A 26,285-nucleotide genomic window follows, 5' to 3' on the forward strand; every position below is an offset into this window, starting at 1 on the left:
GGATAATATGCGCATGAAACGAATGTTTAGAGTGTTGATCTGATACAATCAGATTGAAATACGCTCTGGAACCCGGACAGTAACGTGTATGACTAGGCGTAACAGGACGATACAGGGAAGAAGTCTCATTGTACTCGCATTGGCGGTGCAATTTGCTTCAATGACCGTTTCGCCCGCTTTGGCATTCGAAATCTTTGGTATACGCCTCTGGGGTAAGGACAAGAGTGTCGACCCTGATATTATTGATCCCAAAAGCTATTCGGTTGAGGTCAACGCTGTTGGTAATCGCAAGAATGCCGATGGCAGCGATGCTGATCTTAAATCCGTTATAGAAGGGGCCTCCGGCCTTGTTTCCGACGAGCAGACGCCTGCATCGGGTTCTGCGGGCCTTCTGGCGAAAGCACGGGGCGATTATCGCCGTATTCTGGCAGCACTCTATGGTGAAGGTCGTTACGGCGGCACGATTTCCATCAAGGTTGATGGCCGTGAAGCCAATGATATTCCAGTCGATACCGATATTCCAAACAATGCGAAGATCGATATTTCGGTTGATCCGGGTCCGCAGTTTTTGTTCTCGCGCACGGCCATATCCAATATCGCACCGCCGCCTGCAGACAAAAGGGAACAGGTGGAATCGGTCGAAAAGGCCGGTTTTGCTCCTGGTCAGGTCGCCCGTTCAGGCACCATCCTGAAAGCCGAGCGGCTGGCGATCGAGGCATGGCGTCAGCAGGGCTATGCCAAAGCCAGGATCACCAAAGAAGACATTGTTGCCGATCATGATGGCAATAGGGTTGCTGCCGATATCGGGCTTGATCCGGGCAGAAAGGCTTATTACGGCCCCGTCAGCGTGGTTGGTACTGCGCGCATGGACCCGCAATTTGTCGCCTGGATGACCGGATTGAAGCCGGGTGAGCAATACAGCCCCAAAGACATCGAAGATGCAAAAAAGCGCCTTGGTCGCATGGAAGTCTTCCGCTCGATGAATTTTGAAGAAGCCGAAAAGATTGGGCCGGATGGCAGCCTGCCAATGACGCTCAATGTTCAGGAGCGCAAGCCACGCCGCTTTGGTTTTGGTGCCGAGTTTTCCACGCTCGACGGCTTTGGTGTCACCGGTTACTGGATGCACCGCAACCTGTTCGGGCGCGGCGAGCGCTTGCGTTTCGATGCCAAGGTCAGTGGTGTCGGCGGTTCACAGGACAATTCCTTCGATCCGTCCAATTACACCTATACGCTTGGAACGAGCTTCGCAAAGCCCGGCGTTTACACGCCTGACACGGATTTCGTTGCCGCCCTTGATGCCAAGCGCGAAGTGCTTGATGCCTATACGGAAACGTCGATCAATGCGAAGACCGGCTTCACGCAGATTTTCAGTGATGAGCTTTCCGGCGCGCTTTATGCCAAGGCAAGCCATGGGCGCTTCGATGACGATTATTTCGGAAAACGCGAATTTACGACAGGTGGTCTTGAAGGCAATCTTCTTTACGATGGCCGGAACAACAAGCCCGATCCAAGCTCGGGTGTTTATCTGGAAGGCAACATTCAGCCGTTCTATGAGTTCCAGCGTGGCAATTTTGCGACCCGCTTCACGGCGGAAGGACGCGCTTATTACGGCTTTGGTGCCACAGACCGCGTTATTCTCGCTGGCCGCGTGAAACTTGGCTCTGTCGTTGGCGCCGGTATTGCGGATATCCCACCCAATCAGTTGTTCCTTGCAGGTGGTGGCGGCTCAGTTCGTGGCTATTCCTATCGCAGTATCGGTGTTCAAACAGCGACGGGCGACACGATTGGCGGGCGCTCGCTGGTTGAGGCATCGGGTGAAGTGCGTACGCGTGTCACCGATTCAATTGGTGTCGTGGGCTTTGTCGATGCAGGCTATGTCGGCGAACAGTCCTATCCGGATTTTTCAGAACAAATGCGCATAGGCACGGGCCTTGGCCTGCGTTACCTGACAGGGCTTGGGCCGATCCGTCTCGATGTCGCTCTTCCGCTTAACCGCCGCTCGGGCGATCCGAGCTATGCATTTTATGTGGGCATAGGACAGGCGTTTTGACCAGATTTCTAACACTCTTGGCCTTCATTCTCTTCGCCATTCCAGCGCTCGCACAGCAGCCGCAGCAGGAAGAGGAGAAGTCTTATTTCATTTCTTTTGTGGAGAGCAAACTTTCCGCGCCCAACCGCCGTATCCAGTTTTCGGGTCTGAGCGGACTTTTGTCGTCTGAGGCAAGTGTCGGGCAGATCACGATTGCTGACCGCGAAGGCGTTTGGCTGCGCATTGAAAATGCAAAGCTCAACTGGAGCCGCACGGCGCTTTTTACCGGCCGTTTGAGCATTCAGTCGCTGGTGGCTGAACGCATTGATTTCATTCGCAAGCCGTTGCCGGACAACAGTCTTCCATCGCCGGAATCATCGACTTTCAGCCTGCCGGAACTGCCGCTGTCGATCAATATTGATAGTCTTGATGTCGCTCATCTGTATTTTGGTCAGGAGATTTTTGGGCTGCAATCGGAAGTGTCGCTGAATGGAAGTCTGTCGCTGGCGGATGGCTCGCTGAATTCCACGTTCGATATCAAGCGTTTGGATGGTCCGGGTGGCAATTTTGCCTTGCGCGCAGCCTATGCCAATGCCGATCAGAAACTTGATCTTGATCTGAAAGTGAGCGAGCCTGCCAATGGTATCGTTGCCAATCTGCTCAATATTGAGGGATATCCGCCTGTCGATCTGACGCTGACGGGCAATGGTACGCTTGATGATCTCAAGATTGATCTGGCCCTTGATACCAATGGCAGCCGCACGCTGACGGGTGGCTTTACACTGGTGCGCCGCGCTGATGGACGTGTCTTTGCCACACAGATCAATGGCCCGATTTCTGTTCTTGTCCCGCCTGCTTTCCGTGATTTCTTTGGTGCCGATACGGCATTGACCGCAAATGGGCTTCTGAAAGATGGCGGCGGGTTCCGTCTTGATGATCTTGCACTCAATACGGCTGCGATGAAGATCAAGGCTTCTGCTGAATCCGATACGAGCGGCTTTTTGAACAAGTTGCGTGTGGATGCAGATATTCGCGATGACAGCAAAGGTGAAGTTTTGCTGCCGGTCAAAGGTGCGCAAACCACGATCAACAATGCGACGCTGCAAATCGCCTACGGTGATCGTCCGACCAATGATTGGACGGGTAAGCTTGCGGTTTCCGGCTTTAAAAATGCCTCTGTTTCGGCTTCCAGCATCGCCCTTGATATGGGGGGTGTGGCTGAAAATCTGAATGATGCAACGAACCGCCATATCACATTTAACGTTGATGGCGGTGTAAGCGGCATCAACGCGCCCGATCGGAAAATCGCCGAAGCTTTGGGTGATAAAATTGATGTTCTGATCAATGGTGGCTGGCGTTCCGGTTCCCCGGTACAGCTTGAAAAGGCTGGTATTGAGGGCAATGGCCTGAGCCTTGAGCTAAACGGCAGCATCGATGATTTCATCTTCAACGGCGATATTCTTGCAAAAATTGCAAGCCTCGCTCCTTATGCGGAACTGGCCGGGCGCGATCTTGCGGGCAGCATTGATGTGAAGGCCTCCGGTAAGGTTAGCCCCATCAGTGGTGCTTTTGATCTTAATCTCGATGGCACGGCGCAAAATATGCGCACCGGTACGCAAGCTGTCGATAATATTCTTGATGGCGAAGTCCGCATGAGCGGTGGAATTGCCCGCAGTGCGGCAGGCTTTGCTGCACGCGATTTCCGCATTGGAAATGCGCTGAGCGAAATCACCGCCAACGGCTCTTTTGCATCTGATAAGGCAGATTTCGATTTCGGTGTCATGCTGTCCGATATGAAGCTTCTGTCTGACAAAGCCTCAGGCCGCATGACGATCAAAGGCAGCGCGCGCGGCGATGACAAGCTGATCGCACTGGCGCTGCGCGCCGACGCACCACAGGGAACACTTGCTGATCGCAAGCTCGCCGACGGCGTGCTCGATTTCAATGCGTTGCTGGATGGCAATGCCACAACAGGCGCATCGCTTTCAGGCAAGCTTTCAGGCAGCGCACTTCTCAATGGCCAGAAGATCGATCTTGGCACGCTCATCGATATCGTCAATGACGAGAAGCGCCTGACCAATCTCGTGTTCAATGCAGGCGGCACACATGTTTCCGGTGACGTGACGCAGAATGCCAAAGGTTTGCTTGCGGGCCAACTCATGGTTGATGCGCCTGATATTTCAACCGCAGCTGCACTTTTCCTTGCTGATGCGACGGGTTCCGCCAATGCCGACATCACGCTTGATGCCAATGGTGAACGCCAGAATGCAACTGTCAACGCCAAGGCCAATGGTCTGAAAATCAACGGAAATCATATCGCATCTGCAGATATTGCCGCAAGCGCGCAGGATCTGTTCGGCGTGCCGGTTGTCGATGGAACGGCCAGCGCACGCGATATTCTGGTTGGCACTTTTGGAATCGACAGTTTTGATGCCAAGGCCAATGCAACAGGGACAAAGACCGATTTTACCGCGAGCACCAAGCTCAAGATTGGCACTTTGGCCAATGCATCCGGTTCGCTTGAGCCAAAAGATGGCGGTTTTGAACTGGGGCTTGCTTCAGCTGACGTGAAACAGGGTTCGCTTTCAGCCGTGCTTGCTGCACCCGCAACCATTGCCATGAAAGGCAGCGATATTTCTTTCGGCGATATCATCGTCAATACCGGCGATGGACAGGTCAAGGTGAATGGTGCGATTGGAGAAAGCCTTGATCTTTCGGTTGCACTGAAAAATTTGCCGCTGGCGCTGGCCAATACTTTCAAACCCGAACTTGGTCTTGGCGGTATCGTTAACGGTACGGCGCGCGTTACCGGTACGCGCGAGAATCCGAATGCCACTTTTGATATTTCTGCGCGTGGTGTGAGCGCAGCGCAGCTTAAAGATCAGGGTATTGCGCCGCTTGATGCGGATGCAAAGGGCAGTTCTGACAGCAATCGTTTGAATGTCGATGCGCATGTAAGCGGCGGCGGCGGTATTGATGTCACCGCTAAGGGCGGCGTCCCGCTTGGCAAAGGCGAGCTTGCAGTTGATGTCAACCTGACCAATCTTCCTTTGGCAGCACTCAACGGCGCGGTAAAAGGACAGGACCTTGCAGGCAATGTCACCGGCACGGCACGGGTCACAGGACCGCTGACCAATCCGGCAGCCCAGTTTAATCTGCGTGGTACAGGCCTGGCTGCAAAGCCGTTGCGGGACAACGGACTTGCGCCGTTAAGCTTGCAGGCTGCGGGTAATTACGCGGCCATGGCGGTTGATATTTCTTCTTTGAACGTGGATGGTCCGCAGGGTCTCAACATCACAGCCAAAGGCAAGGTGCCGTTTTCGGGGCAGGGGCTTGGCGTAGATGTTTCGGGCAATGTTCCGCTGGCGCTCGCCAACCGTTTCCTTGCTGATCGCGGTTCGCAGGTGAGTGGTACACTTTCGCTGACAGCCAATGTTTCAGGTGGCTTTGACAGACCGCAACTGCGCGGTATGTTCTCGACATCGGGTGCGCAGTTTATCGATCCAGAAACCAATGTCCGATTGAACGCCATCAATGTGATGGGGGCGATGGAGGGTGAGACAATCACGCTCCGTCAGGTCAATGCGACCTTTGGCAGTGGAGGTAAGATTTCCGCAAGCGGTACGATTTCGACAAATGCGAGCGCAAATTTCCCGACCAATATCGACATCAAGCTTGATCGTGCGCGGTATGCTGACGGCAAGCTCGTCGTTGCCACTGTGAGTGGTGGCATTTCGATCACCGGGCCATTGATGCGTGATCCACTGATTGCTGGCCGTATCGATGTTGAACGTGCAGAAATAACTGTGCCAGAAAATCTGGGCGGTGGCGCGGCCTATGTCCCTGTACGCCATATCAACACACCGGCAAATGTTCTTAAAACGCTGGAGCGTGCCAAGGTTGAGACACGTCGTGGCAGCGTGCCGACACCAACGTCCCGTCCGACGGTTCCGCGTCTTGATGTGCTTGTCAACGCACCCAACCAGATATTTGTCCGGGGCCGGGGTTTGGATACGGAACTTGGCGGCCGCGTTCGTTTGACCGGTCCAGTGACAAACATCCAGCCTGTTGGCTCGTTTGATCTTATTCGTGGCCGCATCGGAATTCTCGGCCAGCGCATTACCTTTGATGAAGGTCATGTCACGCTGGTCGGTGATCTTAATCCTCAGCTCAATTTCGTTGCCCGCAGTGAAGGGGATGACATTACGGCAATTGTGACGGTGACGGGTACGGTTGATAATCTGAACATCGCATTCTCCTCCTCGCCGGAATTGCCGCAGGATGAAGTGCTGGCGCATCTGATATTCAAGCGTTCGATTGGTGAGTTGTCAGCCTTCCAGATCGCCCAGCTTGCGGCTGCGGCTGCCGAGCTTGCGGGTGGTTCGAATAATTCGCTCATGAGCAAGCTGCGTCAGGGCACGGGGCTTGATGACATTGATGTTGTGACCGATAGCAAGGGGCAGACTGCGGTCCGTGCAGGTCGTTATATTCGCGATAATATTTATCTGGGTGTCGAAGCGGGTTCTGCTGGCACGACCAAAGGAACGGTTAATCTGGACATCTCCCGCAATCTCAAGGTCAAGGGTGCGTTGGGATCGGAGGGTGACTCCAGCGCCGGTATTTTCTACGAAAAAGATTATTGATCGAAAATGCGATCAAAGGCCGGGCATATCCCCCGGCCTTTTTTCTACCCACTGTTGCGCCCCCGGTTTTTTCTTAACGTTTGCGCGAGGTGTTTAACGCTTCCTCAACCATAAAGACGCAAATTGTTCCCAGCGTAAGAAGGTATTTTGCCGTATTTTGAGTTGGGCGAATTGTATGTCGAAACTGACTGAAAGATTAAGCCGCCGTCATTTTCTGATGGGCACTGGTGCTGCGATGCTGGGCGGTGTTGCAGGCTGTTCGCAAAGCATGGATATGTCTGCATTCCAGATGAATGTCGATCCAATGTCGACGGGTGGCATCACGCCGATGCGTCCGCAGATCAGCATTGATAAGAATATTACCACGCCGGATGTGATGTATGCTTCGGTGCAGGAAGGGCCTTATGCGCTTCCGGCAATTCCCTATCAGAAAGTACCGAAAGAGTTCCGCCGGCAGATCGTACCCGATCCGACAGGCGAAGCGCCGGGAACGATCGTTGTCGTTACCAAAGATCACTTTCTTTACTATGTCTTGCCCGGTGGCGAAGCGCTGCGATATGGCGTTGGCATCGGCAAGGCAGGCTTTGAATGGCAGGGCCGCGCCAATGTTCAGTATAAGAAGCAATGGCCGCGCTGGACGCCGCCGCCTGAAATGATTCAGCGCCGACCGGACCTTGAGAAATACCGTAATGGTCAGGAGCCGGGTCCACAAAACCCGCTTGGGGCGCGTGCGCTTTATATCTTCCAGAATGGTCGTGATACGGGTTACCGCATCCATGGCTCGCCGGAATGGTGGTCTATTGGCCAGTCTATGTCGTCAGGCTGCATCCGCCTGATGAACCAGGACATTATTGATCTTTATAACCGTGTTCAGGGAAAAGCGCCGATCATCGTGAGCTGATCGCAATAGGTTTGAAGCAAAAAACAGAGCGCGTGCATATCAACAATGCACGCGCTCTCATGTTCGACCGGACGGACTGGAGGCGTTTCGCCCGGTTGATCGGTCTTCTGTTTACTCGTAATGAACAGGCTTAGACGCACTGTCGGCAAAGGCGACAAGGCGGGAAAGTTCAAGCTTCATGCTATCCACCGATGCATGGCGTTTTGCAGGCGCAGTGATATCCTGTGCCATCTGTGTCGATACCGCTGGCACCGCAAAGGCTGCTGTGGTGAGCGCAATGGCTGCAACAAAGCCGAGGCGTCGTTCGGTTCTGGCTTGCATGTTGGGTCTCCTCGTGCCGCTTTGCGCGGCCTAAATCAAAAAAATCCTACGCAGCGTTTTTCACATCAGTGAAAGGTCGCGCGCCGGGTTATGCTCAAAGCACTGTCGATGGCATGGATGGGTATTGGCAGCAAAGTCTGTCCGAAATCCGCCAATGTGTCGGCAAAATTGCGCGCGGCGTCTGCCACATCATTGCACCGTCGTTTGCAGGCAATGGCCTCAAGACAGGGATCGAGCAACAAGCCATCCTGATTCTGAATGCCGGAGATAAGACCGAGTGTCAGGCACTCTTCCCGGCAAACATGGTGCGAATCGAATGGAAAGGCGCGCAGTGGGCAGCTGGCGCAATGGCGCAACACGCGGATAAACTGCGAAAGTTCGCCCACAGCCCGTTTCGCTTCTGACGCGCCAAGCACTTCCGCATAAAGACCCCAGGTCATTTCCCATGGAATGATTGAGCCGGTTTCAAACCCCGCAGTCCAGCGGCGGTAGCCCTCAAGCACCAGCTTTTCCGGCAGGCGGTCATAATAGCCCACGCTGTTGGTGCCATTGAGTTCGGAGATACGCATATTCATTTGCGCCTCCGTTCAGAGGTATAAACAGCCAAACCGTCTCGCTGCTTATGATTTGCGAGGCGTTCTGTTTCCCCTCGCACATTGCAGTATCCGGTCGGCAAAAGATGAAGTTGCCACGGCAATCCATCTACATTTGCGAACCGGCATTCACTGACACCGATCATCGGGTCCTCCAATCGAACGGGTTCAAGGCCCAAACATCAAAGGCTGCACAAAATAACTCAACTGCATAAAAGCTGTAAATTGATCTGGAGTCAATTACTCATCTTTTATAAAAGTGAATTATTTCAATAGTGTAGAATTATTCTAGACTATTGAAGTCATGTTTGCAGCAATAGCCGAAGAACGCAATCGCTACAATTGGGTAGCGGTTGCGGCAAACGGGCGCATAAGTCGTCTATGCACCCGTCTTTTCTATTCAGAGCGTGTCGCGCTTAATCTTGCCCGATACGCACGCTCTATCTTCTTGTTTTGACGCATGTCGTTCTCTGATCGTAGCGGGAATGGAAATCAGTCCGGTAGACTGATTTCCCCGCAAAGGCGGTTCCCACTTTTTCGCGACATGCTTTAGTGGTTTGAATGGTCGTCAGACTTACCGCTTTGCGCAGTTACCGGAAACTCCACATCGACCTTCCCGGCTTTTGCGAATTCAAGCGTCGCGGAAACCTTGTCGCCTTCCTTGTAAGGATGCTCGGGCTGAATGAACATCAGGTGATAGCCGCCCGATTTCAGCGCAACGCTCTCGCCTGCGGGAATATCCAACCCGTTCTTGAGTGGGCGCATTTTCATGACCTGATTCTCCATGGTCATTTCATGGATTTCAACGCGCTTGACGCCGGTCGTTGTAACGCCAACCAGCGTGTCAGCCTCTTTGCCGTCATTTTTGATGGTGAGGAAACCGCCGGCAACTTTCGCACCGGGAACCATGGCACGGATAGAAGGTCCACTGATGCTCAGATCACCCACCTTGATTGCAGCCATGGCATGATCGCCATGATCTGCATGTGTGCTGCTGCTCGCATTGCCGTGCATATCATGTCCGGCATGTTCGTCGGCACTTGCTGCGGCCAACACGCGAAGCTGTGGCGCTGGATGCTTGAGATCATGCGGGTTCTGACCATCCTTTGCAATGTCTGTCCAGGCCACGGAATCATCCGTTCCGCAGAATTGCGTCACAGGGAAGGAAAGCGTTGTATCCTTGTCGAATTTGGCAAGCTGGCCGACAACCATGAATTCGTCATAGAAGTCGCTTGGCAGTTCGCCTTCGCTCCATGTCACCTGTTTAAGGCCTGAGGTCACATCCTTGCCATGGATCTTGTAACTTTGGGCATAGTCGCCTTTGGCTATTTCGATCTTCCAGCCAGCCTTCGGCTGTGGCTGTGCGGAAACAAATCCTTCGGGAAGCTCCACTTTGACAGCAGTGGTCGCTTTGCCATCACAACCATGCGGGATGCGGATAATCGCCTTGTAGCGGCTGCCAGCCATCGCTTCGCTCTGATCAAGCGAGGAATGGGCATTGACGATTCCCGCGGAAGCGCAAAGGGCAAAAAGCGAAATGGCGGATGTAAAAAGACGAGTGTTTTTCATTGTTTCAAACCTGAATAATCATATGTCGGGATGCAGCGCATTGAAACGCTTGCAAGCGAAGACGAATCTCAGGCGAAGGGTGGCGCTTGTGGTGGCGCGGACGGTGGATAGATGGTCTGCTTTAAAATGGGTTCTGATGGAAAAATAACTTCTGCCGCTGCAATGTTGGGTGCGGCCCCGGTCGATGCAGCAGGCAAGGGGCAAAGGAGTGCTGATGAAATGCGGCAGGCATCACAAATATTGCTGTTGTGCAGATGCTGGTCCTGATCATGACTTTCTTGATCGACTGCATGGTCGGTGATGCAAAGCACCGGATAGCTGCCATCGGGCAGAACATATTGCGCAAGCAGCAATGGTTCGGGCGCAGCGAATATCACCGGCTTGTGTCCAAAAGCGACGAGCAACAACGCCAATACGCTCAAAATGCGTATTGCCAATGTTGCCCGGAACTGGACTGCGCGCATGTTCAACCCAAAATTCTCCCTCAGGATCGACTTTATCTATTCCGAAGCGGCTGTCTTTGCCAAGCGTCAAATAGAAGCTTGTTGATTAGGATGCACTCAGGTGAGCGGTCAGTTTATGCGCTCTACGCGCCGCATTGTCCTTATTGATACCGTCCACCGCGTTGAATGACTTCAATCTTATAGCCATCCGGATCTTCAACAAAGAAGAAGCGCGCAACCGGCACATCACCGTTCTTGAAATCGACCAGCTTGCCGACCTTGAAGCCGAGTTCTGCGAAACGGACATGTTCCGCATCAAGATCGTCGACCACGAAAGCGACATGGCCATAGCCATCGCCGAGATTATAGGCTTCAGTGCGCCCCTTATTAACGGTCAGCTCAACTTCGAAATCGGCTTCGTCATTGCGCAGATAGACCAGTGTGAAGCTTTCGAAATCGATGCGTTCAGCGATCTTCAGGCCAAAAGCCTGATCGTAGAAGGAAACTGAGCGCGCTTCATCAAGAACGCGTATCATTGTGTGGATGGCTTTGGCCATTATGTCACCTGCCTGGCTTAAAACTCTTTGTTCACATCTATTGGCCTTTTGGCTGAAACTGGATTATCTCAAGATATGCAAAGCGAGCAAGCGGAGAGCTTGCCGCAGACGAGGTTGGAAGAATGTCAGGCGTAACGCGTGAACAGGTTCTGGAGCGGCTGAAGGCTGTGACAGGGCCAGATTTCGAAAGCGATGTGGTGTCGCTTGGTCTGGTGTCGGATATTTTTATTGCCGACGGCAAGGTTTTCTTTTCCATTACGGTTCCGGCGGATCGCGCAAATGCGCTTGAGCCGATGCGGCTGGCTGCGGAAAAGACAGTCAAGGAAATTCCGGGCGTGTCCGGTGCGCTGGTCACGCTGACGGCTGAAAAGAAGGGCGGGCGCACAAGTGACGATGCTCCGCCGCCAAAACCTCAGCCGCGTCCCGCGCAGGCTGCGGCAGCACCAAATCGCCAACCACCACAACCGCGTCCGGCTACAAAGCCCGGCATTCCCGGAGTTGGTGCCATCATTGCCGTCGCATCCGGCAAGGGTGGGGTGGGCAAATCCACCACGGCTGTCAATCTGGCGCTCGGCATGGCCGCAAATGGCTTGAAAGTCGGCATTCTCGATGCCGATATTTACGGCCCATCCATGCCGCGCCTGCTTGGCCTTTCCGGTCGCCCGGAAACAATCGAAGGCCGGACGCTCAAGCCGATGGAAAACTACGGCATCAAAGTGATGTCGATGGGCTTCATGGTGGATGAAGAAACCCCGATGATCTGGCGCGGCCCCATGGTCATGTCGGCGCTGACACAGATGCTGCGCGAAGTGGCATGGGGCAATCTTGACGTTCTGGTCGTCGATATGCCCCCGGGTACGGGTGATGCACAGCTCACCATGGCGCAACAGGTGCCGCTGGCGGGTGCCGTTGTTGTTTCAACGCCGCAGGATCTGGCGCTGATCGATGCGCGCAAGGGGCTTGCCATGTTCCGCAAGGTGGATGTGCCACTTTTGGGTATTGTCGAGAACATGAGCTATTTCATCGCGCCCGATACCGGCAAACGCTACGACATTTTCGGTCACGGCGGCGCACGCAAGGAAGCCGAACGTCTTAATGTGCCGTTCCTTGGTGAAGTGCCGCTGCACATGGATGTGCGCGCGCATTCGGATAACGGCACACCGATTACGGTGGTGGAACCTGACAGCGAGCACGCGAAAATTTATCGCGATATAGCAGCCAAGGTTTGGGCGAATATGAAATCCGGTGAGGGTGCTGGCAAGTCCGCTCCGGCAATTGTTTTTGAATAAAACGAAAGGGCCGCGCAACGCGGCCCTTTTATTATTTACGTAATCACCGAAGGCTCAGTTCGTCCGCTGCGCTTTTTCACCTCAGCGATCTGTTCTGCTGCATCGATCAGTGTCGCGAGCGTCTCCTGCGTGTCGAGATTATGCTTGGCTGCATCTGCTTCATAGCGCTCGATATAGATGCGGATTGTGGCGCCCGATGTGCCGGTGCCTGAAAGACGCAGCACCACGCGTGCGCCGCCTTCAAAATAAATGCGGATGCCCTGATGCTCGCTTACCGAATGATCGATCGGATCGTGATAGGCAAAATCATCGGCCTTTTCGATCTTAAGGCCATTGACGCTTGTGCCCGGCAGGCTTGCAAGCTTGCCACGCAAATCAGCAACCAGCTTCTTTGCAATGTCGGAATCCACCGCTTCATAATCGTGACGGGTGTAATAGTTGCGGCCAAAACGCGCCCAATGTTCCTCCACAATGGCTTTCACACTTTCCTTGCGCACGGCAAGAATGTTGAGCCAGAGCAGAACCGCCCAAAGCCCGTCTTTTTCGCGCACATGGTCTGAGCCGGTGCCGGAGCTTTCCTCACCACAGATCGTGACCTTGCCATGATCGAGCAGATTGCCGAAGAATTTCCAGCCCGTCGGGGTTTCATACATGCCAATGCCAAGCTTCTCCGCAACGCGATCAGCGGCAGCACTCGTTGGCATGGAGCGGGCAATGCCCTTGATGCCGTTTTTATAGCCGGGTGCCAGATGCGCATTGGCTGCAAGCATGGCAAGCGAATCGGATGGGGTCACAAAAATACCGCGCCCGATGATGAGATTGCGGTCGCCGTCGCCGTCTGATGCGGCACCGAAATCGGGTGCATTGTCTGACATCAGAAGATCGTAGAGCTCTTTGGCATAAACGAGATTAGGGTCCGGGTGATGGCCGCCAAAATCTGGCAGCGGCACGAAATTCATCACGCTGCCTTCCGGCGCACCGAGACGATGTTCAAAGATCTCCTTGGCGTAAGGGCCGGTAACGGCATGCATCGCGTCGAACTTCAGCGCAAAGCCGCCTTTGATCATCGTGCGGATCGCGTCAAAGTCGAACAGGCTTTCCATCAGTTCGGCGTAATCAGCGACGGGGTCAAAGACCACGATCTCTGTTTCGCCAACCTTAAAGGCTCCAATCGTGTTGAGATCGATATCGGCTGCATCGGTGATCTTGTATTGATCGATCACTTTTGAGCGCGCAAAGATCGCTTCAGTGATCTTTTCCGGTGCCGGGCCGCCATTGCCGATATTGTATTTGATGCCAAAATCTTCGGTCGGACCACCGGGATTGTGGCTTGCAGAAAGAATGAGGCCACCAAAAGCCTTGTATTTGCGGATCATGTTGGAAGCGGCAGGCGTCGAAAGAATGCCACCCTGCCCAACCATGATACGGCCAAAGCCATTGGCGGCTGCGATCTTGATAACTTTCTGGATCACTTCGCGATTATAAAAGCGTCCATCGCCGCCGACCACGAGGGTCTTGCCCGTAAACCCTTCCAGCACATCGAAAACCGACTGGATGAAGTTTTCGGCATAATTGGGCTGCTGGAAAACCGGCACTTTCTTGCGCAGGCCCGATGTGCCGGGCTGCTGATCCTGAAAGGGCGTGGTGGCAATTGTCTTGACGGTCATATTTTTCCCGTTCGATTAAAATAGTCTTGGTGGGTGCAAGTGATCAGTCTTTGCGGTCATAGCAAGACAAGATAGATCAAACTTATTGTTTGAAAATAACAAACTGTGTGTTTCTTCTCTAAACACACGCTCATTTTTCAATTCAGGTGCCTCATATGAAGCCTTGCCCAGCCGAAAGCCTGCCTGCGCAAATTCTCTCGAAGCTTTCCGAAACAGATGGCCGCCTGATTGTTGCAATTGCTGGACCTCCGGGAGCTGGCAAGTCGACGCTCTCCGGCTATCTGCGCGATGCGATCAATAAAGGTGAGGCGGGGCCGGCTGTCGTTGTGCCAATGGATGGCTTTCATCTGGACAATGCTATCCTGGATGAACGCGGGCTTCGCAAGCGGAAAGGCGCACCGCAGACTTTCGATTGTGCAGGCTTTGCAGCACTTTTGGCGCGACTGAAAAACGCGCAGGAAGACGTTGTTATCCCGGTTTTCGACCGCACGCTTGATCTTGCCCGCGCTGGCGGAGCAATCGTGCATGCCGATCACCGGATTCTGCTGGTTGAGGGCAATTATCTGCTGCTTGATCAACAACCATGGACGCGTCTTGCATCGTTCTTCGATATGTCGATCTTTCTGGATGTGCCTTTTGCCGCGCTGGAACGCCGCCTTATTCAGCGCTGGCTTGATTATGGGCATAGCCACGATGCAGCACGCGAACGCGCACTTTCCAACGATATTCCCAATGCAGAACTTGTGATCTCATCCTCACGCAATGCAAATTATGTTGTTACAACGGCATAAGACATGACGGAAAATTGCATGCGAAAGCCTTGCGGCAAATGCCTGCTGGCTGCATGATATTCAACATCAGTCATATTCTCACGGGATAAGCCTTTCATGATAAATTATGTGTTCGCCCCCGCACCACAGCCATTTGTGCCTGTGAAGGGAACAGAAGCACGCTTTCCCGTGCACCGCATCTATTGTGTTGGTCAGAACTATGCCGATCACGCCATTGAAATGGGCGGCGATCCTACACGCAATCCGCCTTTTTTCTTCCAGAAGAACCCGGATAATCTGGTTATCAATGGCGGTGATTTCCCCTATCCGCCAAAGACTGAAGACGTGCATCACGAGATTGAACTCGTTGTCGCGCTCAAGACGGGCGGCAAGGATATTGCTGTCGAAACGGCGCTCGACCATGTCTATGGCTATGCAGTCGGTATCGACATGACGCGGCGTGATTTACAGGCTGTCGCCAAGAAGGCGGGCCGTCCGTGGGAAGTGGCAAAGGCGTTTGAACATTCGGCCCCTTGCTCGGCTATCGTGCCCGTGTCGGAAGTCGGTCACCCGGATTCGGCCGCAATTACGCTGAAAATCAATGGCGAAACGCGCCAGTCCGGTGATCTTAACCAGATGATCTGGAAGGTGCCGGAAACCATTGCCTATCTGTCATCGCTTTTCGTGCTGCAACCGGGTGATCTGATTTATACCGGCACGCCCGCAGGTGTTGGCGCTGTAAAGCGCGGAGACGTACTGCAAGGAACCGTGAGCGGTATCGGTTCGCTTGCCGTAACAGTTGTCTGATCAAGGAGGAACGATGAGCACCTATCTCCCCATGGACGTGCATGACGCGCTTGAACGTTTCATCAATGAGACGCATCCGGGTATCAATCAGAGTGAGGCTATCATTCTCATTTTGAGGAACGCACTTGTGCAGCAGGGCTATCTTGCCGCGGCGTCAGAACATGGTACACCACCGGAAGAATTGAACGCCACGAACGACGATTGAATATGAACAAGAACCCACCCGAGGGAGCTGGCTCCAATGTCGCTCTCGGTCGCCGCCTTCTGCTTCTGACGATTCTCGCGATTTTGCTGACATGCGGACTCATATGGATGAGTATTTATCTGTTTGATCCACATGGTGGCCTCGGATTGGATGATCTTGGGATTTTGGCGCGTGATTTCAATGCGATAGATACAATGCTGCCGCGTATCCTTTGAGGTTTGAAATCGCTGTGTTACGCGTTGAAATATTCATTTTGGCGTTGTTGCAACTTTGAGGGCTTCCGTTCTGTGTCTTTTGCGTGATACATGACGGTTATCGATTGAAAGAATATTGTCTGAACCGGGCCGCAAAACGGACCCGCTCAAGCCAAGAGGGTCTTATGGCATTCGAGGACATCAAAGCGGAAATCGCCCTGCTGTTTGAGCAGATGGTCAACCAGCCGCAGGACGTTCATGAGATTCGGGAAACTGTTCGCGAGAAGCTCAACGCGTTGAAAGCGACTGGTATGCCTTTGCCGGAAGATCTTGTTGAACTCGAAAAACGCATTGAACAAGATTTCGATTCATAGGATCGGTCAATCATGCATTTTCAGGCTTTCTCCAAACCATTTTCGTCTACGGTCCTTAAAGGGGTTGTTCTCCTTGGTTGCGCTGCCGCTTTGAGCGCATGCAACACAACGAGCGATGGCAAGTCTGGAAAAACGGCGCTGGTCTCACCGGCAGAAAATTCGGCCAAAGTTGCTGCCGCGCCTGCTCAGGGTGCTGTCACTGTCGCCGATGCCAATGCGACACCCGGCACGCAGACTGTCGCATCGCTTGAAAATCCGGTGCTCCCATCTGTTGTGCCAATTCCCGGTATTCGCGGGCAGTCAGAGCCGATGATGGCCTTTGCTGGCGCGCAGGCAGCAGCCTCGCCTGCATCTCTTGCCACCAATATGGCATTTGAAACGCCGGACCATGCACCCGAAGGCCTCGACGATCTGATCACCAAATATTCGGTTGCCTATGATGTGCCGGAGCGTCTGGTGCGTCGTGTGGTGCATCGCGAAAGCCGTTTTAACCCCGGAGCGCGCAATGGCCCTTACTGGGGCTTGATGCAGATCAGCCATCCAACGGCGCGGGGCATGGGCTACAAGGGCAACCCCAAGGGGCTTCTTGATGCCGAAACGAACCTGAAATATGCCGTCCGTTATCTCTCCGGCGCTTATAAGGTTGCAGGCGGTGATGAAAGTCAGGCTGTGCGCTATTATGCACGTGGCTATTATTATGATGCCAAGCGCAAGGGATTGTTGCAGGAAACAGGTCTCGACGGCAGTTGGAAGCGTGGTGGTCCAACGCGCGAAGCAGCAATCGTCTCTGCTGAAACAGAAACGCTGCCAGACGGCGCTTCAGCGCCGCTTCCCGGCGTCGCACCAGTTCAGGCGTCTTATACCCCTTCTGTGCAATAACCGCATTCTGCAACTGTCATCTTGATGCTGCAATGCGATGGCAGTTTGCTGTCTTGAGCGCGCGCTCCGAAAACTGTTTCACACTTTTCGGGCAAATGTGCGTCTCACATGAAAAGACATGAGTGCGTGTGATGAATGTAAAGCTGCCTTATCCAATAAACTGGAAATATGACCGGGCCGAGTTGTGGGTCGATGGTATCATTCATGTGCTGGGCGTCGCGCTGGCGCTTGCCGGCGCCATTGCCATGTTGCTCTATTTTCTGCCCAACATGTCAGCAGCCACTTCCATTTCTTCGGGTGTCTATCTGGCAAGCCTTCTGGCAGCGCTTGGTATTTCGGCAGTCTATAATATCTGGCCGGCCTCGCCGACAAAATGGTTTTTGCGCCGCTTCGATCATTCGGCGATTTATCTGCTGATTGCCGGAACTTACACGCCTTTCGCGATCCATATGGGCGATCGTGCTTGGCCTTTGCTTCTCTTTGTCTGGGGCGTGGCTTTCATTGGCATCATGCTCAAACTCTTTATGCCCGGACGCTTTGATCGCCTGTCGATCCTGCTTTATCTCGCGCTCGGCTGGAGTGGTGTCATGGTCTATGACACCATGGTGCAGTCATTGCCACCAGCCGTCTTCTGGCTGATCGCAGCGGGTGGCATGGTTTATTCACTGGGTGTGATCTTTCACGTCTGGGAGCGTTTGCGCTTTCAAAATGCCATCTGGCACGCTTTTGTCGTGGTCGGCGCTGCACTGCATTATTGTGCGGTTTTTGTTGTTGGAACCTGAAACTGACGAAATGCACGGCATCAGATTGAGTTTATGGCGTGCCGAAAATGGTGTTTTGCGAGAACCGGAGCGGAGTGTACTTTAAGGTACATGCGCACCGGAAGCGCAGCAAGGCGCCATTTGCAGGCCGCCAGAAGCTCAATCTTAGTGAAAGTCGCGTGAGTTCGGCATCACCTTCACATTGCGCGGATGACGCGCTGTGGTTTCCGAAGGTGTCATGAGCCTTTGTGGTTCCCGTCCACTCATTTCAATCAGTGTGGCAGAGCGATCTTCCAGCTTTGATGCAACCAGATGCACCACACCTTCCGGGCTGCGCTGAACCTGCCCGTCAATCAGAATAAGCCGAGCGCCCATCACTTCGCGACGAAACGCCTTCATGATCTTCGGCCAGATGACGATATTGGCAATGCCCGTTTCATCCTCAATCGTCAGGAACACCACGCCCTTGGCACTGCCGGGGCGCTGGCGCACAGTGACAACACCGGCCACTTTCATGCGTCCCCCCTGTTTGCCTTCCTGTATGGCGCGGCAGGTGGACACGCCTTGAGCTGCAAGCCCTTCACGCAGATATTGCACGGGATGCCCTTTAAGCGAGAGCCGGGTCGTTTCATAATCGGCAATCACATGCTCGGAAGCGGCCATCTCGGGGAGTTTTGTGCGCGGTTCTTCTGCGAGTTCGCTTGTTTCAGCGGCACGAAATAGCGGCAGCGTTTCATCATTGGGCAGGCGGCGCACGGCCCAAAGCGCGGCACGACGATCAATGTTAAGTGAGCCAAAAGCATCGGCATCGGCCAGAAGCGTGAAACTGCGCCGGTCAAGCCGCAGGCGGCGATGCATATCCTCAATACTGCGATAAGGCTCGTGCTGACCTGCATGAAGAAGGTCGGCATTGCGTTCGGAAAACCCGTCGATCTGGCGAAAGCCGAGCCGCAGCGCTGGTTGTTTGCCGGGCCGGTTTTCCAGAATATTATCCCACTGGCTGAAATTCACATCGATTGGCAACACAATCACGCCATGCTCGCGCGCATCGCGCACGATCTGCGCGGGGGCGTAAAAGCCCATGGGTTGCGAATTGAGAAGTGCTGCTGCGAATACGTCTGGATGGTGGCATTTGATCCATGCGGAAATATAGACCAGATGCGCGAAGCTTGCCGCATGGCTTTCCGGAAAACCATATTCGCCAAAGCCCTTGATCTGGTTGAAACAATTTTCGGCAAATGTGCGATCGTAGCCACGGTTGACCATGCCATCGATCATTTTTTCCTGCATGGTGTGGATGGTCCCAACCTTGCGGAAAGTCGCCATGGCGCGGCGCAGAAGATTGGCTTCATCGGGCGTGAATTTAGCGGCCTCAATGGCAATCCGCATGGCCTGCTCCTGAAACAGCGGCACGCCTTTGGTCTTCTCCAGAATTTTTCTGAGTTCGTCTGGCTCACCATGTTCGGGGGAGGGCGAGGGGTAAGTGACGTTCTCCTGCCCGCTTCGCCGTCTCAAATAAGGATGCACCATGTCGCCTTGAATGGGGCCGGGGCGCACAATGGCGACCTGAATGACAAGGTCATAGAATATACGTGGTTTCAGGCGCGGCAGCATGTTCATCTGCGCGCGGCTTTCCACCTGAAACACGCCAAGCGAATCGCCCTTGCAGAGCATGTCATAGACGATTTTATCCTCGCGTTCCAAATTGGCGAGTGTCAGCTTTTCGCCGCCATAAAGATGCGGCTTATGGGTGTGAATGAGGTCGAAAGCTTTGCGGATGCAGGTGAGCATACCGAGCGACAGCACGTCCACCTTCATCAATCCCACTTCATCAATATCGTCTTTGTCCCATTCGATAAAATAGCGCTTGTCCATCGCTGCCGGGCCAATGGGCACCGTTTCGTCAAGCCGGTCGCGCGTCAGGACAAAACCGCCGACATGTTGCGAAAGGTGGCGTGGAAAGCCGATCAGTTCCAGTGCCAGTTCGACCGCACGCCGGATGATGGGATTGTCAGGATCAAGCCCCGCCTGGCGGATATGCTGCTTGTCGATGCCGCCACCTGATATGCCCCAGACTGTGTTGGCAAGTGCTGCCGTCACGTCTTCCGTCAGGCCCAGTGCCTTGCCGACATCGCGGATCGCACTGCGCGAGCGATAGCTGATGACGGTCGCGACAATCGCCGCACGATCGGTGGTGTAGCGATTGTAGATATACTGCATCACTTCTTCGCGCCGCTCGTGCTCGAAATCGACGTCGATATCCGGTGGCTCCTTGCGTTCGACCGAAAGGAAGCGTTCGAACAGGAGATCCACTTGCGTTGGATCAACGCCGGTCACACCAAGGCAAAAACAGACAGCCGAATTGGCTGCCGAACCGCGTCCCTGACATAGGATATTCTTTGATTTGGCAAACTGCACAATGTCATAGACGGTGAGAAAGTAAGCCGCATATTGCAGCTGTTCAATCAGCGCCAGCTCCTTGTTGATTAGCGTCTGAACTTTGGCTGGAATCGTATCTGCACCATAATGCCTGGCAGCACCCGCCCATGTGAGATCATGCAGATGCTGCTGCGGTGTCTTGCCGGGCGGTACTGGCTCATCAGGATAATCATATTTCAATTCATCAAGCCTGAATGTGATGGGAGCCACAAAATCGACTGTCGCTTTGATTGCTGTTGCGTAATTGCGGAACAGACGCAGCATTTCATGCGATGGTTTGAGGTGGCGCTCGGCATTTTTTTCAAGCAGCCGCCCGGCTGCAAAAACCGTTGTGTGATGCCGCGTTGCAGTCAGCACATCCTGCAACGCGCGGCGATCAGGGTGGTGATAAAGCACGTCATTGGTGGCAAGGAGCGGCACATTTGCTGCCGCTGCAAAAGCTGCGATGCGTTCGGCACGGCGCCCGTCATGGCCTTGATGGGGCATGGTCAGCGCCAGCCAGACAGAGCCGGGAGCCGCCTGTGCGATCTCCGTCAGACGCGCGGCAAAATCCGGCTCGTCTTCGTCGGGCGCAAAGACGGCAATCTGAAACTGCCGCGCCCGAAACAGCAGATCGCCCCATTCGAGATGACATTCGCCCTTGGTGGAAGCGCGATGTTTTCCTGTTGTCAGCAGGCGGCACAATTGCCCATAGGCCGCGCGATCACGCGGATAGACAACCATATCGGGTGTGCCATCAGTAAAGGAAAGGCGGCAGCCGATGAACAGGCGGAAGTCGCATGTGTCGCGAATCTCTTTCCACGCCGCGTGGGCGCGAACCACACCGGCCAGCGTGTTGCGGTCGGCAATGCCGATGCCGGACAGCCCAAGCGCGTGAGCCTCCATCACCAGTTCCTGCGGATGCGATGCACCACTCAAGAAAGAAAAGTTGCTGGCGACTGCCATTTCAAAATAGCGGGTCATCACGCAAACAACCCATGCAAAAACCAGCGGGGATGGTTGGAGCCATCATAAAGCCCCTCGCGAAAAATCCAGAAACGCTGGCCGTTATCATCCTCCACGCGGTAGTAGTCGCGCAGCTGCGGCACATCATGGCCGATTGCGAGCCACCATTCCGGCTCGATTCGTTCTGGTCCTTCGGCAAGCCGCACATGATGGCGCACGCGCCGCCACAGGAAAAACGAGGGTGGGCTGTCGGGCACTTCCGCAATACTCTCGATTGGCTGCGGCGGATGAAACAGTTTTATTGGTCGCGCTGGCGGATCATCGGGAAGTGCCGGACCAATGTCATAATCGGCCTCGCTTTTGCGGTTTTGCAGGGCAGAACGCAGGCCAAAAGCACGCTCGGGAATATGCGTATTGCGCGAAAAGGAAACCAGCACGCGCTCCTGCCCCAGCCGTGCCGAAAGCCGGTCGATCAACTGGCTGAAGCCAGCTTCGTCTTCTTCATGCTGATCAAGCCCTGTCTGGCGCTGGGCAATGGCTCCGCTGCGAAGTGCTGCGAGACGGATCATGTCGAAGCCAAAACCGGCATCAAGCGGATCGGTCAACGCATTGAGCCGCTCCCGTGCGAGCCTGAGAAATACCCGATCTTCACGCAAAGGCTGGCCGGTTTCGATACGGATATGGCGCACCTCGCCATCGACCCGAAAGAAGGAAGCTTCGATCAGAAGCGCCCCTTTGCCTTCGGTTTCAAGCAGCGCAAACAGCTCCTGCGCCAATTCCTGCAAGAGGCGTTCGACCAGTTCCATGGCGCTCACCGGTTCAGGCAGGCGGCGTTCGGCCATGTTGAGCGGTACGATGCGCAAGGGCGAAATTGGTGCGCGCTCCTGTCGAGCCAGCCGGTCAAGCTTGGTGGCAAGGTCGGCTCCAAAACGCGCGGTGAGTGCTGCGCGCGGCAGTGCCATGACATCGCCGATACGCTTTAGCCCGGCCCGTTTGAGACCTGTTTCCGCAGCCTCCGTGAGTTCAAGAGACGAGAGCGGCAGGCGCGGCAACAGCCGGTCGGCATCAGATCTGCTGAAAACACCGCCTTTTGTTCCGCGTGCAAGCAACCGTGCGGCAAAGCTGTTATCGGCAACGGCTGCCTGTATGTTCAGGCCCGTCCGTTCAATCCGCATGACAGCGTCCTCACGCATGGCGGCAAGCCCGCCAAAGAGATGCGCACAGCCGGTGATGTCGAGCATCAGACCATGCGGCGTATCAAAAGCTATAAGCGGTGTGTAACGCTCGCACCAATGGGCAAGACGCTTAAGCAGTGCGCAATCGTGCTCCGGTGCGGCTGTTGCCACTTCCAGCCCTTCCACCCGCGCCCGTGCATCGGTCAGCGCCATGCCAGGGAAAAGGCCGAGCTTGGCTGCTTTGGCGTCCACCGCCATCAGGCGCAAGGCATTGGCCATGCGCTCGCTCACAACAAGCGGCCGTTGCTGTTTGCCATCATGCAGAGCGGCGCGGCGCAGCCGGTCGGTCGGCAGGAACGGAAACCACAGGGCGAGGAAAACGCGTTCTGTCATCCCTTTCGCTTGCTCCAAATTCGAGGTTTTCATTGTTCCATTCCATGATCCACTGTCCGCAGGAGCCGTGCCGGTTGCGCTCAAGCACGGCGGAAAAGACAGGCATACCGGGTGCATTCGCGCCGCTGGAGCGAGATGGCGCAGGTGCCACCCGCCAGCGGCTGACAGCAGCACTTTGCACGCCTGTGCGGTGGCTTCTGAGCAGGATGACCGGCAGATGCGCGGTTTCTGTTGCCAGAAGCAGGCGACGTGAAGCAGTCAGATCGAGACATTTCGGTTGCCCCGTCACCGCGGCGACGACGCCGGAGATGAGGTTTGAAGCCTTGCCGCTTGCCTCTTCAAGCGCATCATTGGATGCTTTCAAAACATCCTGTGCGCTGGGGCAGCGCACGATCAGAAGCCGGGACGGATCGATGCCGAATGCATGAAGGCCCGGTGGATAAAGTCCACCATATTCGCTTGATGCCCTTTCTTCCTCAATCCAGATAATTGCCCGTTTTGAACGGGAGGCACGCAAAGCCAGCGCCAGCGCAAAGCCGGTTGCGGCCATATGTGCACCGGGATTTTCAGCAAAAACCTCATGCAGTGCATCGCCTCTCAGACCATGCGGAAAGGCGGCATCGGCCCCGGCAAGGCCGAGCGTAAAAGTGCCTGCACGCCCACTGCCTGCTCCTGTTTCTTGTGCAAAATTTCCTTGCGGATTGTTGCCTTCGATGGCCGTAACCATGCGCCGCAACGCCGCGATGTCGATGCCGCTCACGTCAAAAACCCCATCAATTGTTCATGTTATGTTCTAGTATTGAATCGTCAAAGCCAAGAGTCAAGCGCAAGAAACAGTTGCCCTCTGCGATTTAAAAATTGTATATGAATCATATATGTTTCGTATATCGCTTTGCATCCCGGAATACATGAAATGGTTTCGGGTCAGACGCACGCTAAAACAACAGCTTGGAGCGCTGATCTGATAAAATCAGATCAAAATGGCTCTAACAGAGGACGCCATGGGTATCGTAAAAATCGGGGATGAACTGCATGAAGAGTTGCGTAAGGCAAGCGATGTCATGTGCCGTTCGATCAATGCGCAGGCCGAATACTGGATGAAAATCGGTATGCTCGCGCAGGCAAATCCGGAAATGTCGTTTAATGAAATTGTACAGATGCAGTTGCGCGCCGCCCGGGTTGAGCTTCCTGTTCTGTCGGTGCAGCTGTCATGATCAAGACAGCTGCTGAACTGGAAAAAATGGCGGCTTCGGGTGCGCTGCTGGCTTCCGTTTTTACCCTTCTGGATCGCACGGCGCTTGCCGGTATGACCACGATGCAGGTCAATGATCTGGTTGAGGATTATATTACGCGCGCGCTCAAGGCGCGACCGGCCAGCAAGGGCCAATATGATTTTCCTTATGTGCTCAATGCCTCGAAAAATGAGGTTGTTTGCCACGGCATGCCTTCGGAGAGCGAAATCATCGAAAATGGCGCAATTATCAATTTCGACATTACGCTGGAGAAGGACGGCTATATCGCTGATTCCAGCAAAACCTATATGGTTGGTGACGTCGCTCCGTTCGCTTCGCGTCTGGTGCGCGTGAGCTATGAGGCACTGTGGAAGGGCATCGCCGCCGTGCGTCCCGGCGCCACGCTGGGCGATATCGGTTATGCGATTGAGCGGCATGCCAAGCGCCATAATTACAGCGTGGTGCGTGACTATTGTGGCCATGGCATTGGTCGCGAAATGCATGAGGAGCCGCAGGTTCTGCATTTCGGCAAGCCCGGAACAGGCCTGCGTCTGCGCGAAGGCATGGTGTTCACCATTGAACCAATGCTCAATCAGGGCACAGCCAAGGTAAAGACCGAAAAAGACGGCTGGACGGTCGTGACGCGGGATGGAAAATTATCGGCACAGTTCGAGCATACGGTGGCGGTCACGCCGAATGGCGTGCGGGTACTGACCTTACGTCCGGACGAAGACAAGATGCTGTTAAAGCATGTCTCGCAAAAGCCGGTGACGATTTTGGGATAAGACGTATGTAAAATGCATATTCTGAATAAAAAACGCCCTCCGGTTGAGAGGGCGTTTTTTGTCTTTAGGATTGGGCTTAGCGGCGGTCGCGTGCAGCGAGCGTACGCAGGCGAAGCGCATTGAGCTTGATGAAGCCTGCTGCGTCCTTCTGGTCATACGCGCCCTGATCGTCTTCAAATGTCACCAGCTTGTCGGAATAAAGCGACTTTTCGCTTTCACGACCGATCACGATGACATTGCCCTTATAGAGCTTGAGCGTGACTTCACCTTCGACATGTTTCTGGCTGAGATCGATAGCGGCCTGCAACATTTCGCGTTCCGGCGAGAACCAGAAGCCGTAATAAATGAGTTCTGCATAGCGTGGCATCAGCTCATCCTTGAGGTGCGCTGCACCACGGTCGAGCGTGATCGATTCGATGGCGCGGTGTGCAGCCAAAAGGATCGTGCCGCCAGGGGTTTCATAGACACCGCGGGACTTCATGCCGACGAAGCGGTTTTCAACGAGGTCAAGGCGACCAATGCCGTTGTCGCGGCCATAATCATTAAGCTTGGCAAGCAATGTTGCAGGCGACAGACGTTCGCCATTGATCGAAACGGCATCACCCTTTTCAAAGCCAATCTTGATGATGGTTGGCGTATCCGGGGCGGTTTCGGGCGAAATCGTCCGCATATGCACATATTCAGGTGCTTCAATCGCCGGGTCTTCCAGAACCTTACCTTCGGATGAGGAATGCAGCAGGTTTGCGTCAACGGAGAATGGCGCTTCGCCCATCTTGTCCTTGGCAACAGGAATCTGGTGCTGTTCGGCAAATTCGAGCAGATGCGTGCGGCTCTTGAACGACCAGTCGCGCCATGGGGCGATGATCTTGATGTCCGGGTTCAGCGCATAAGCGGAAAGCTCAAAACGAACCTGATCGTTGCCCTTGCCGGTTGCGCCGTGTGCAATGGCGTCTGCGCCGGTTTTCTTGGCAATGTCGATGAGGTGTTTGGAGATCAGCGGGCGGGCAATCGAGGTGCCGAGCAGATAGACGCCTTCATAGACGGCATTGGCGCGGAACATCGGGAAGACAAAATCGCGCACGAACTCTTCACGCACGTCCTCAACGAAGATTTCCTTGATGCCCAGCATTTCCGCCTTTTTGCGTGCTGGTTCAAGTTCTTCGCCCTGGCCGAGATCGGCGGTAAAGGTGACGACTTCTGCATTAAGCTCAGTCTGCAACCATTTCAGGATGATCGAGGTGTCGAGGCCGCCCGAATAGGCGAGAACGACTTTTTTAACGTCTTTCAGCTTGCTCATAGTTCACTTCCGTCTGA

23 protein-coding genes are annotated in these 26,285 nt (G+C 54.4%); 13 read left to right on the top strand and 10 right to left on the bottom strand.

The window, feature by feature from the left end:
* Positions 1-88: 88 nt before the first annotated feature.
* The 3 genes from ABE527_RS00920 to ABE527_RS00930 all read left to right on the top strand — a co-directional run bounded on the left by ABE527_RS00920 (position 89) and on the right by ABE527_RS00930 (position 7,573).
* Positions 89-2,050 carry an autotransporter assembly complex protein TamA gene (locus tag ABE527_RS00920; RefSeq protein ID WP_499695823.1) on the top strand — a complete coding sequence of 654 codons (1,962 nt, stop codon included), beginning with the start codon at positions 89-91 and terminating at the stop codon, positions 2,048-2,050.
* Positions 2,047-6,672: a translocation/assembly module TamB domain-containing protein gene (locus ABE527_RS00925; RefSeq protein WP_499695824.1), complete on the top strand. Its 4,626-nt coding sequence runs from the start codon at positions 2,047-2,049 to the stop codon at positions 6,670-6,672. Before ABE527_RS00920 ends, ABE527_RS00925 begins: the two co-directional genes overlap by 4 nt.
* 175 nt (positions 6,673-6,847) lie before the next feature.
* Positions 6,848-7,573, top strand: a complete 726-nt coding sequence (locus tag ABE527_RS00930) for a L,D-transpeptidase (RefSeq protein WP_265982638.1) — start codon at positions 6,848-6,850, stop codon at positions 7,571-7,573.
* A 111-nt stretch (positions 7,574-7,684) separates the two neighbouring features.
* Here the strand turns inward: ABE527_RS00930 and ABE527_RS00935 are convergent, their stop codons facing one another.
* The 5 genes from ABE527_RS00935 to ABE527_RS00955 form a co-directional block, all read right to left on the bottom strand.
* Positions 7,685-7,894 carry a hypothetical protein gene (locus tag ABE527_RS00935; protein ID WP_499693274.1) on the bottom strand — a complete coding sequence of 70 codons (210 nt, stop codon included), beginning with the start codon at positions 7,892-7,894 and terminating at the stop codon, positions 7,685-7,687.
* 65 nt (positions 7,895-7,959) lie between these two features.
* Complete coding sequence (locus ABE527_RS00940; protein ID WP_499695825.1) at positions 7,960-8,469, bottom strand: hypothetical protein; 510 nt, start codon at positions 8,467-8,469, stop codon at positions 7,960-7,962.
* 567 nt (positions 8,470-9,036) lie between these two features.
* Positions 9,037-10,056, bottom strand: a complete 1,020-nt coding sequence (locus ABE527_RS00945) for a DUF1775 domain-containing protein (RefSeq protein WP_499695826.1) — start codon at positions 10,054-10,056, stop codon at positions 9,037-9,039.
* A 68-nt stretch (positions 10,057-10,124) separates the two neighbouring features.
* On the bottom strand, positions 10,125-10,526 hold the full coding sequence (locus ABE527_RS00950; RefSeq protein WP_499695827.1) for a hypothetical protein: 402 nt from the start codon (positions 10,524-10,526) through the stop codon (positions 10,125-10,127).
* Positions 10,527-10,660: 134 nt separating this feature from the next.
* Complete coding sequence (locus ABE527_RS00955) at positions 10,661-11,056, bottom strand: VOC family protein (protein ID WP_499693275.1); 396 nt, start codon at positions 11,054-11,056, stop codon at positions 10,661-10,663.
* A gap of 122 nt (positions 11,057-11,178) precedes the next feature.
* On the opposite strand from ABE527_RS00955, the gene apbC reads away from it, so the two are divergent.
* Entirely contained in the window at positions 11,179-12,345 is a 1,167-nt protein-coding gene (apbC, locus tag ABE527_RS00960; RefSeq protein ID WP_499695828.1) for an iron-sulfur cluster carrier protein ApbC, read from the top strand.
* 35 nt (positions 12,346-12,380) lie between these two features.
* On the opposite strand, the gene ABE527_RS00965 is transcribed toward apbC, so the two are convergent.
* A complete protein-coding gene (locus ABE527_RS00965; RefSeq protein WP_499695829.1) occupies positions 12,381-14,012 on the bottom strand; it encodes an alpha-D-glucose phosphate-specific phosphoglucomutase in 1,632 nt (543 codons plus the stop codon).
* Positions 14,013-14,167: 155 nt separating this feature from the next.
* Between ABE527_RS00965 and ABE527_RS00970 the strand changes: the two genes are divergently transcribed.
* From ABE527_RS00970 to trhA, 7 genes are all read left to right on the top strand, one after another.
* The gene (locus ABE527_RS00970; protein WP_265982644.1) at positions 14,168-14,803 is read left to right on the top strand and encodes a nucleoside/nucleotide kinase family protein; all 636 of its coding nucleotides are present in this window, start codon (positions 14,168-14,170) and stop codon (positions 14,801-14,803) included.
* Between the two features lie 96 nt (positions 14,804-14,899).
* Positions 14,900-15,589, top strand: a complete 690-nt coding sequence (locus ABE527_RS00975) for a fumarylacetoacetate hydrolase family protein (RefSeq protein WP_499693279.1) — start codon at positions 14,900-14,902, stop codon at positions 15,587-15,589.
* Between the two features lie 13 nt (positions 15,590-15,602).
* On the top strand, positions 15,603-15,794 hold the full coding sequence (locus ABE527_RS00980) for a hypothetical protein (protein WP_396995928.1): 192 nt from the start codon (positions 15,603-15,605) through the stop codon (positions 15,792-15,794).
* A 2-nt stretch (positions 15,795-15,796) separates the two neighbouring features.
* Positions 15,797-16,009 (top strand): hypothetical protein, encoded by a 213-nt coding sequence (locus ABE527_RS00985; protein ID WP_265982647.1) that lies wholly within the window; start codon positions 15,797-15,799, stop codon positions 16,007-16,009.
* 164 nt (positions 16,010-16,173) lie between these two features.
* Positions 16,174-16,362: a hypothetical protein gene (locus ABE527_RS00990; protein ID WP_094578679.1), complete on the top strand. Its 189-nt coding sequence runs from the start codon at positions 16,174-16,176 to the stop codon at positions 16,360-16,362.
* 12 nt (positions 16,363-16,374) lie between these two features.
* Entirely contained in the window at positions 16,375-17,241 is an 867-nt protein-coding gene (locus tag ABE527_RS00995; protein WP_499695830.1) for a transglycosylase SLT domain-containing protein, read from the top strand.
* A gap of 131 nt (positions 17,242-17,372) precedes the next feature.
* Positions 17,373-18,023, top strand: a complete 651-nt coding sequence (gene trhA / locus ABE527_RS01000; RefSeq protein WP_265982649.1) for a PAQR family membrane homeostasis protein TrhA — start codon at positions 17,373-17,375, stop codon at positions 18,021-18,023.
* Positions 18,024-18,167: 144 nt separating this feature from the next.
* Here trhA and ABE527_RS01005 read toward each other — a convergent pair whose 3' ends face one another.
* From ABE527_RS01005 to ABE527_RS01015, 3 genes are read right to left on the bottom strand one after another with little or no spacing between them, the layout of a single operon-like run.
* Entirely contained in the window at positions 18,168-21,404 is a 3,237-nt protein-coding gene (locus ABE527_RS01005; protein WP_499695831.1) for an error-prone DNA polymerase, read from the bottom strand.
* The gene (locus ABE527_RS01010; protein WP_499695832.1) at positions 21,404-22,987 is read right to left on the bottom strand and encodes a Y-family DNA polymerase; all 1,584 of its coding nucleotides are present in this window, start codon (positions 22,985-22,987) and stop codon (positions 21,404-21,406) included. Before ABE527_RS01010 ends, ABE527_RS01005 begins: the two co-directional genes overlap by 1 nt.
* Complete coding sequence (locus ABE527_RS01015) at positions 22,878-23,714, bottom strand: ImuA family protein (protein ID WP_499693282.1); 837 nt, start codon at positions 23,712-23,714, stop codon at positions 22,878-22,880. The genes ABE527_RS01010 and ABE527_RS01015 overlap by 110 nt, the downstream gene beginning before the upstream one ends.
* A gap of 241 nt (positions 23,715-23,955) precedes the next feature.
* Between ABE527_RS01015 and ABE527_RS01020 the strand changes: the two genes are divergently transcribed.
* The gene (locus ABE527_RS01020; protein WP_265983815.1) at positions 23,956-24,168 is read left to right on the top strand and encodes a ParD-like family protein; all 213 of its coding nucleotides are present in this window, start codon (positions 23,956-23,958) and stop codon (positions 24,166-24,168) included.
* Complete coding sequence (map, locus tag ABE527_RS01025; RefSeq protein WP_499695833.1) at positions 24,165-24,971, top strand: type I methionyl aminopeptidase; 807 nt, start codon at positions 24,165-24,167, stop codon at positions 24,969-24,971. Before ABE527_RS01020 ends, map begins: the two co-directional genes overlap by 4 nt.
* A gap of 76 nt (positions 24,972-25,047) precedes the next feature.
* Here the strand turns inward: map and ABE527_RS01030 are convergent, their stop codons facing one another.
* Positions 25,048-26,268 carry an argininosuccinate synthase gene (locus tag ABE527_RS01030; RefSeq protein WP_499695834.1) on the bottom strand — a complete coding sequence of 407 codons (1,221 nt, stop codon included), beginning with the start codon at positions 26,266-26,268 and terminating at the stop codon, positions 25,048-25,050.
* Positions 26,269-26,285 lie beyond the last annotated feature (17 nt).

The organism is Brucella sp. TWI432 (genome assembly GCF_039674445.1).
In the GTDB taxonomy this organism is placed as follows: Bacteria; Pseudomonadota; Alphaproteobacteria; order Rhizobiales; family Rhizobiaceae; genus Brucella; species Brucella chromiisoli.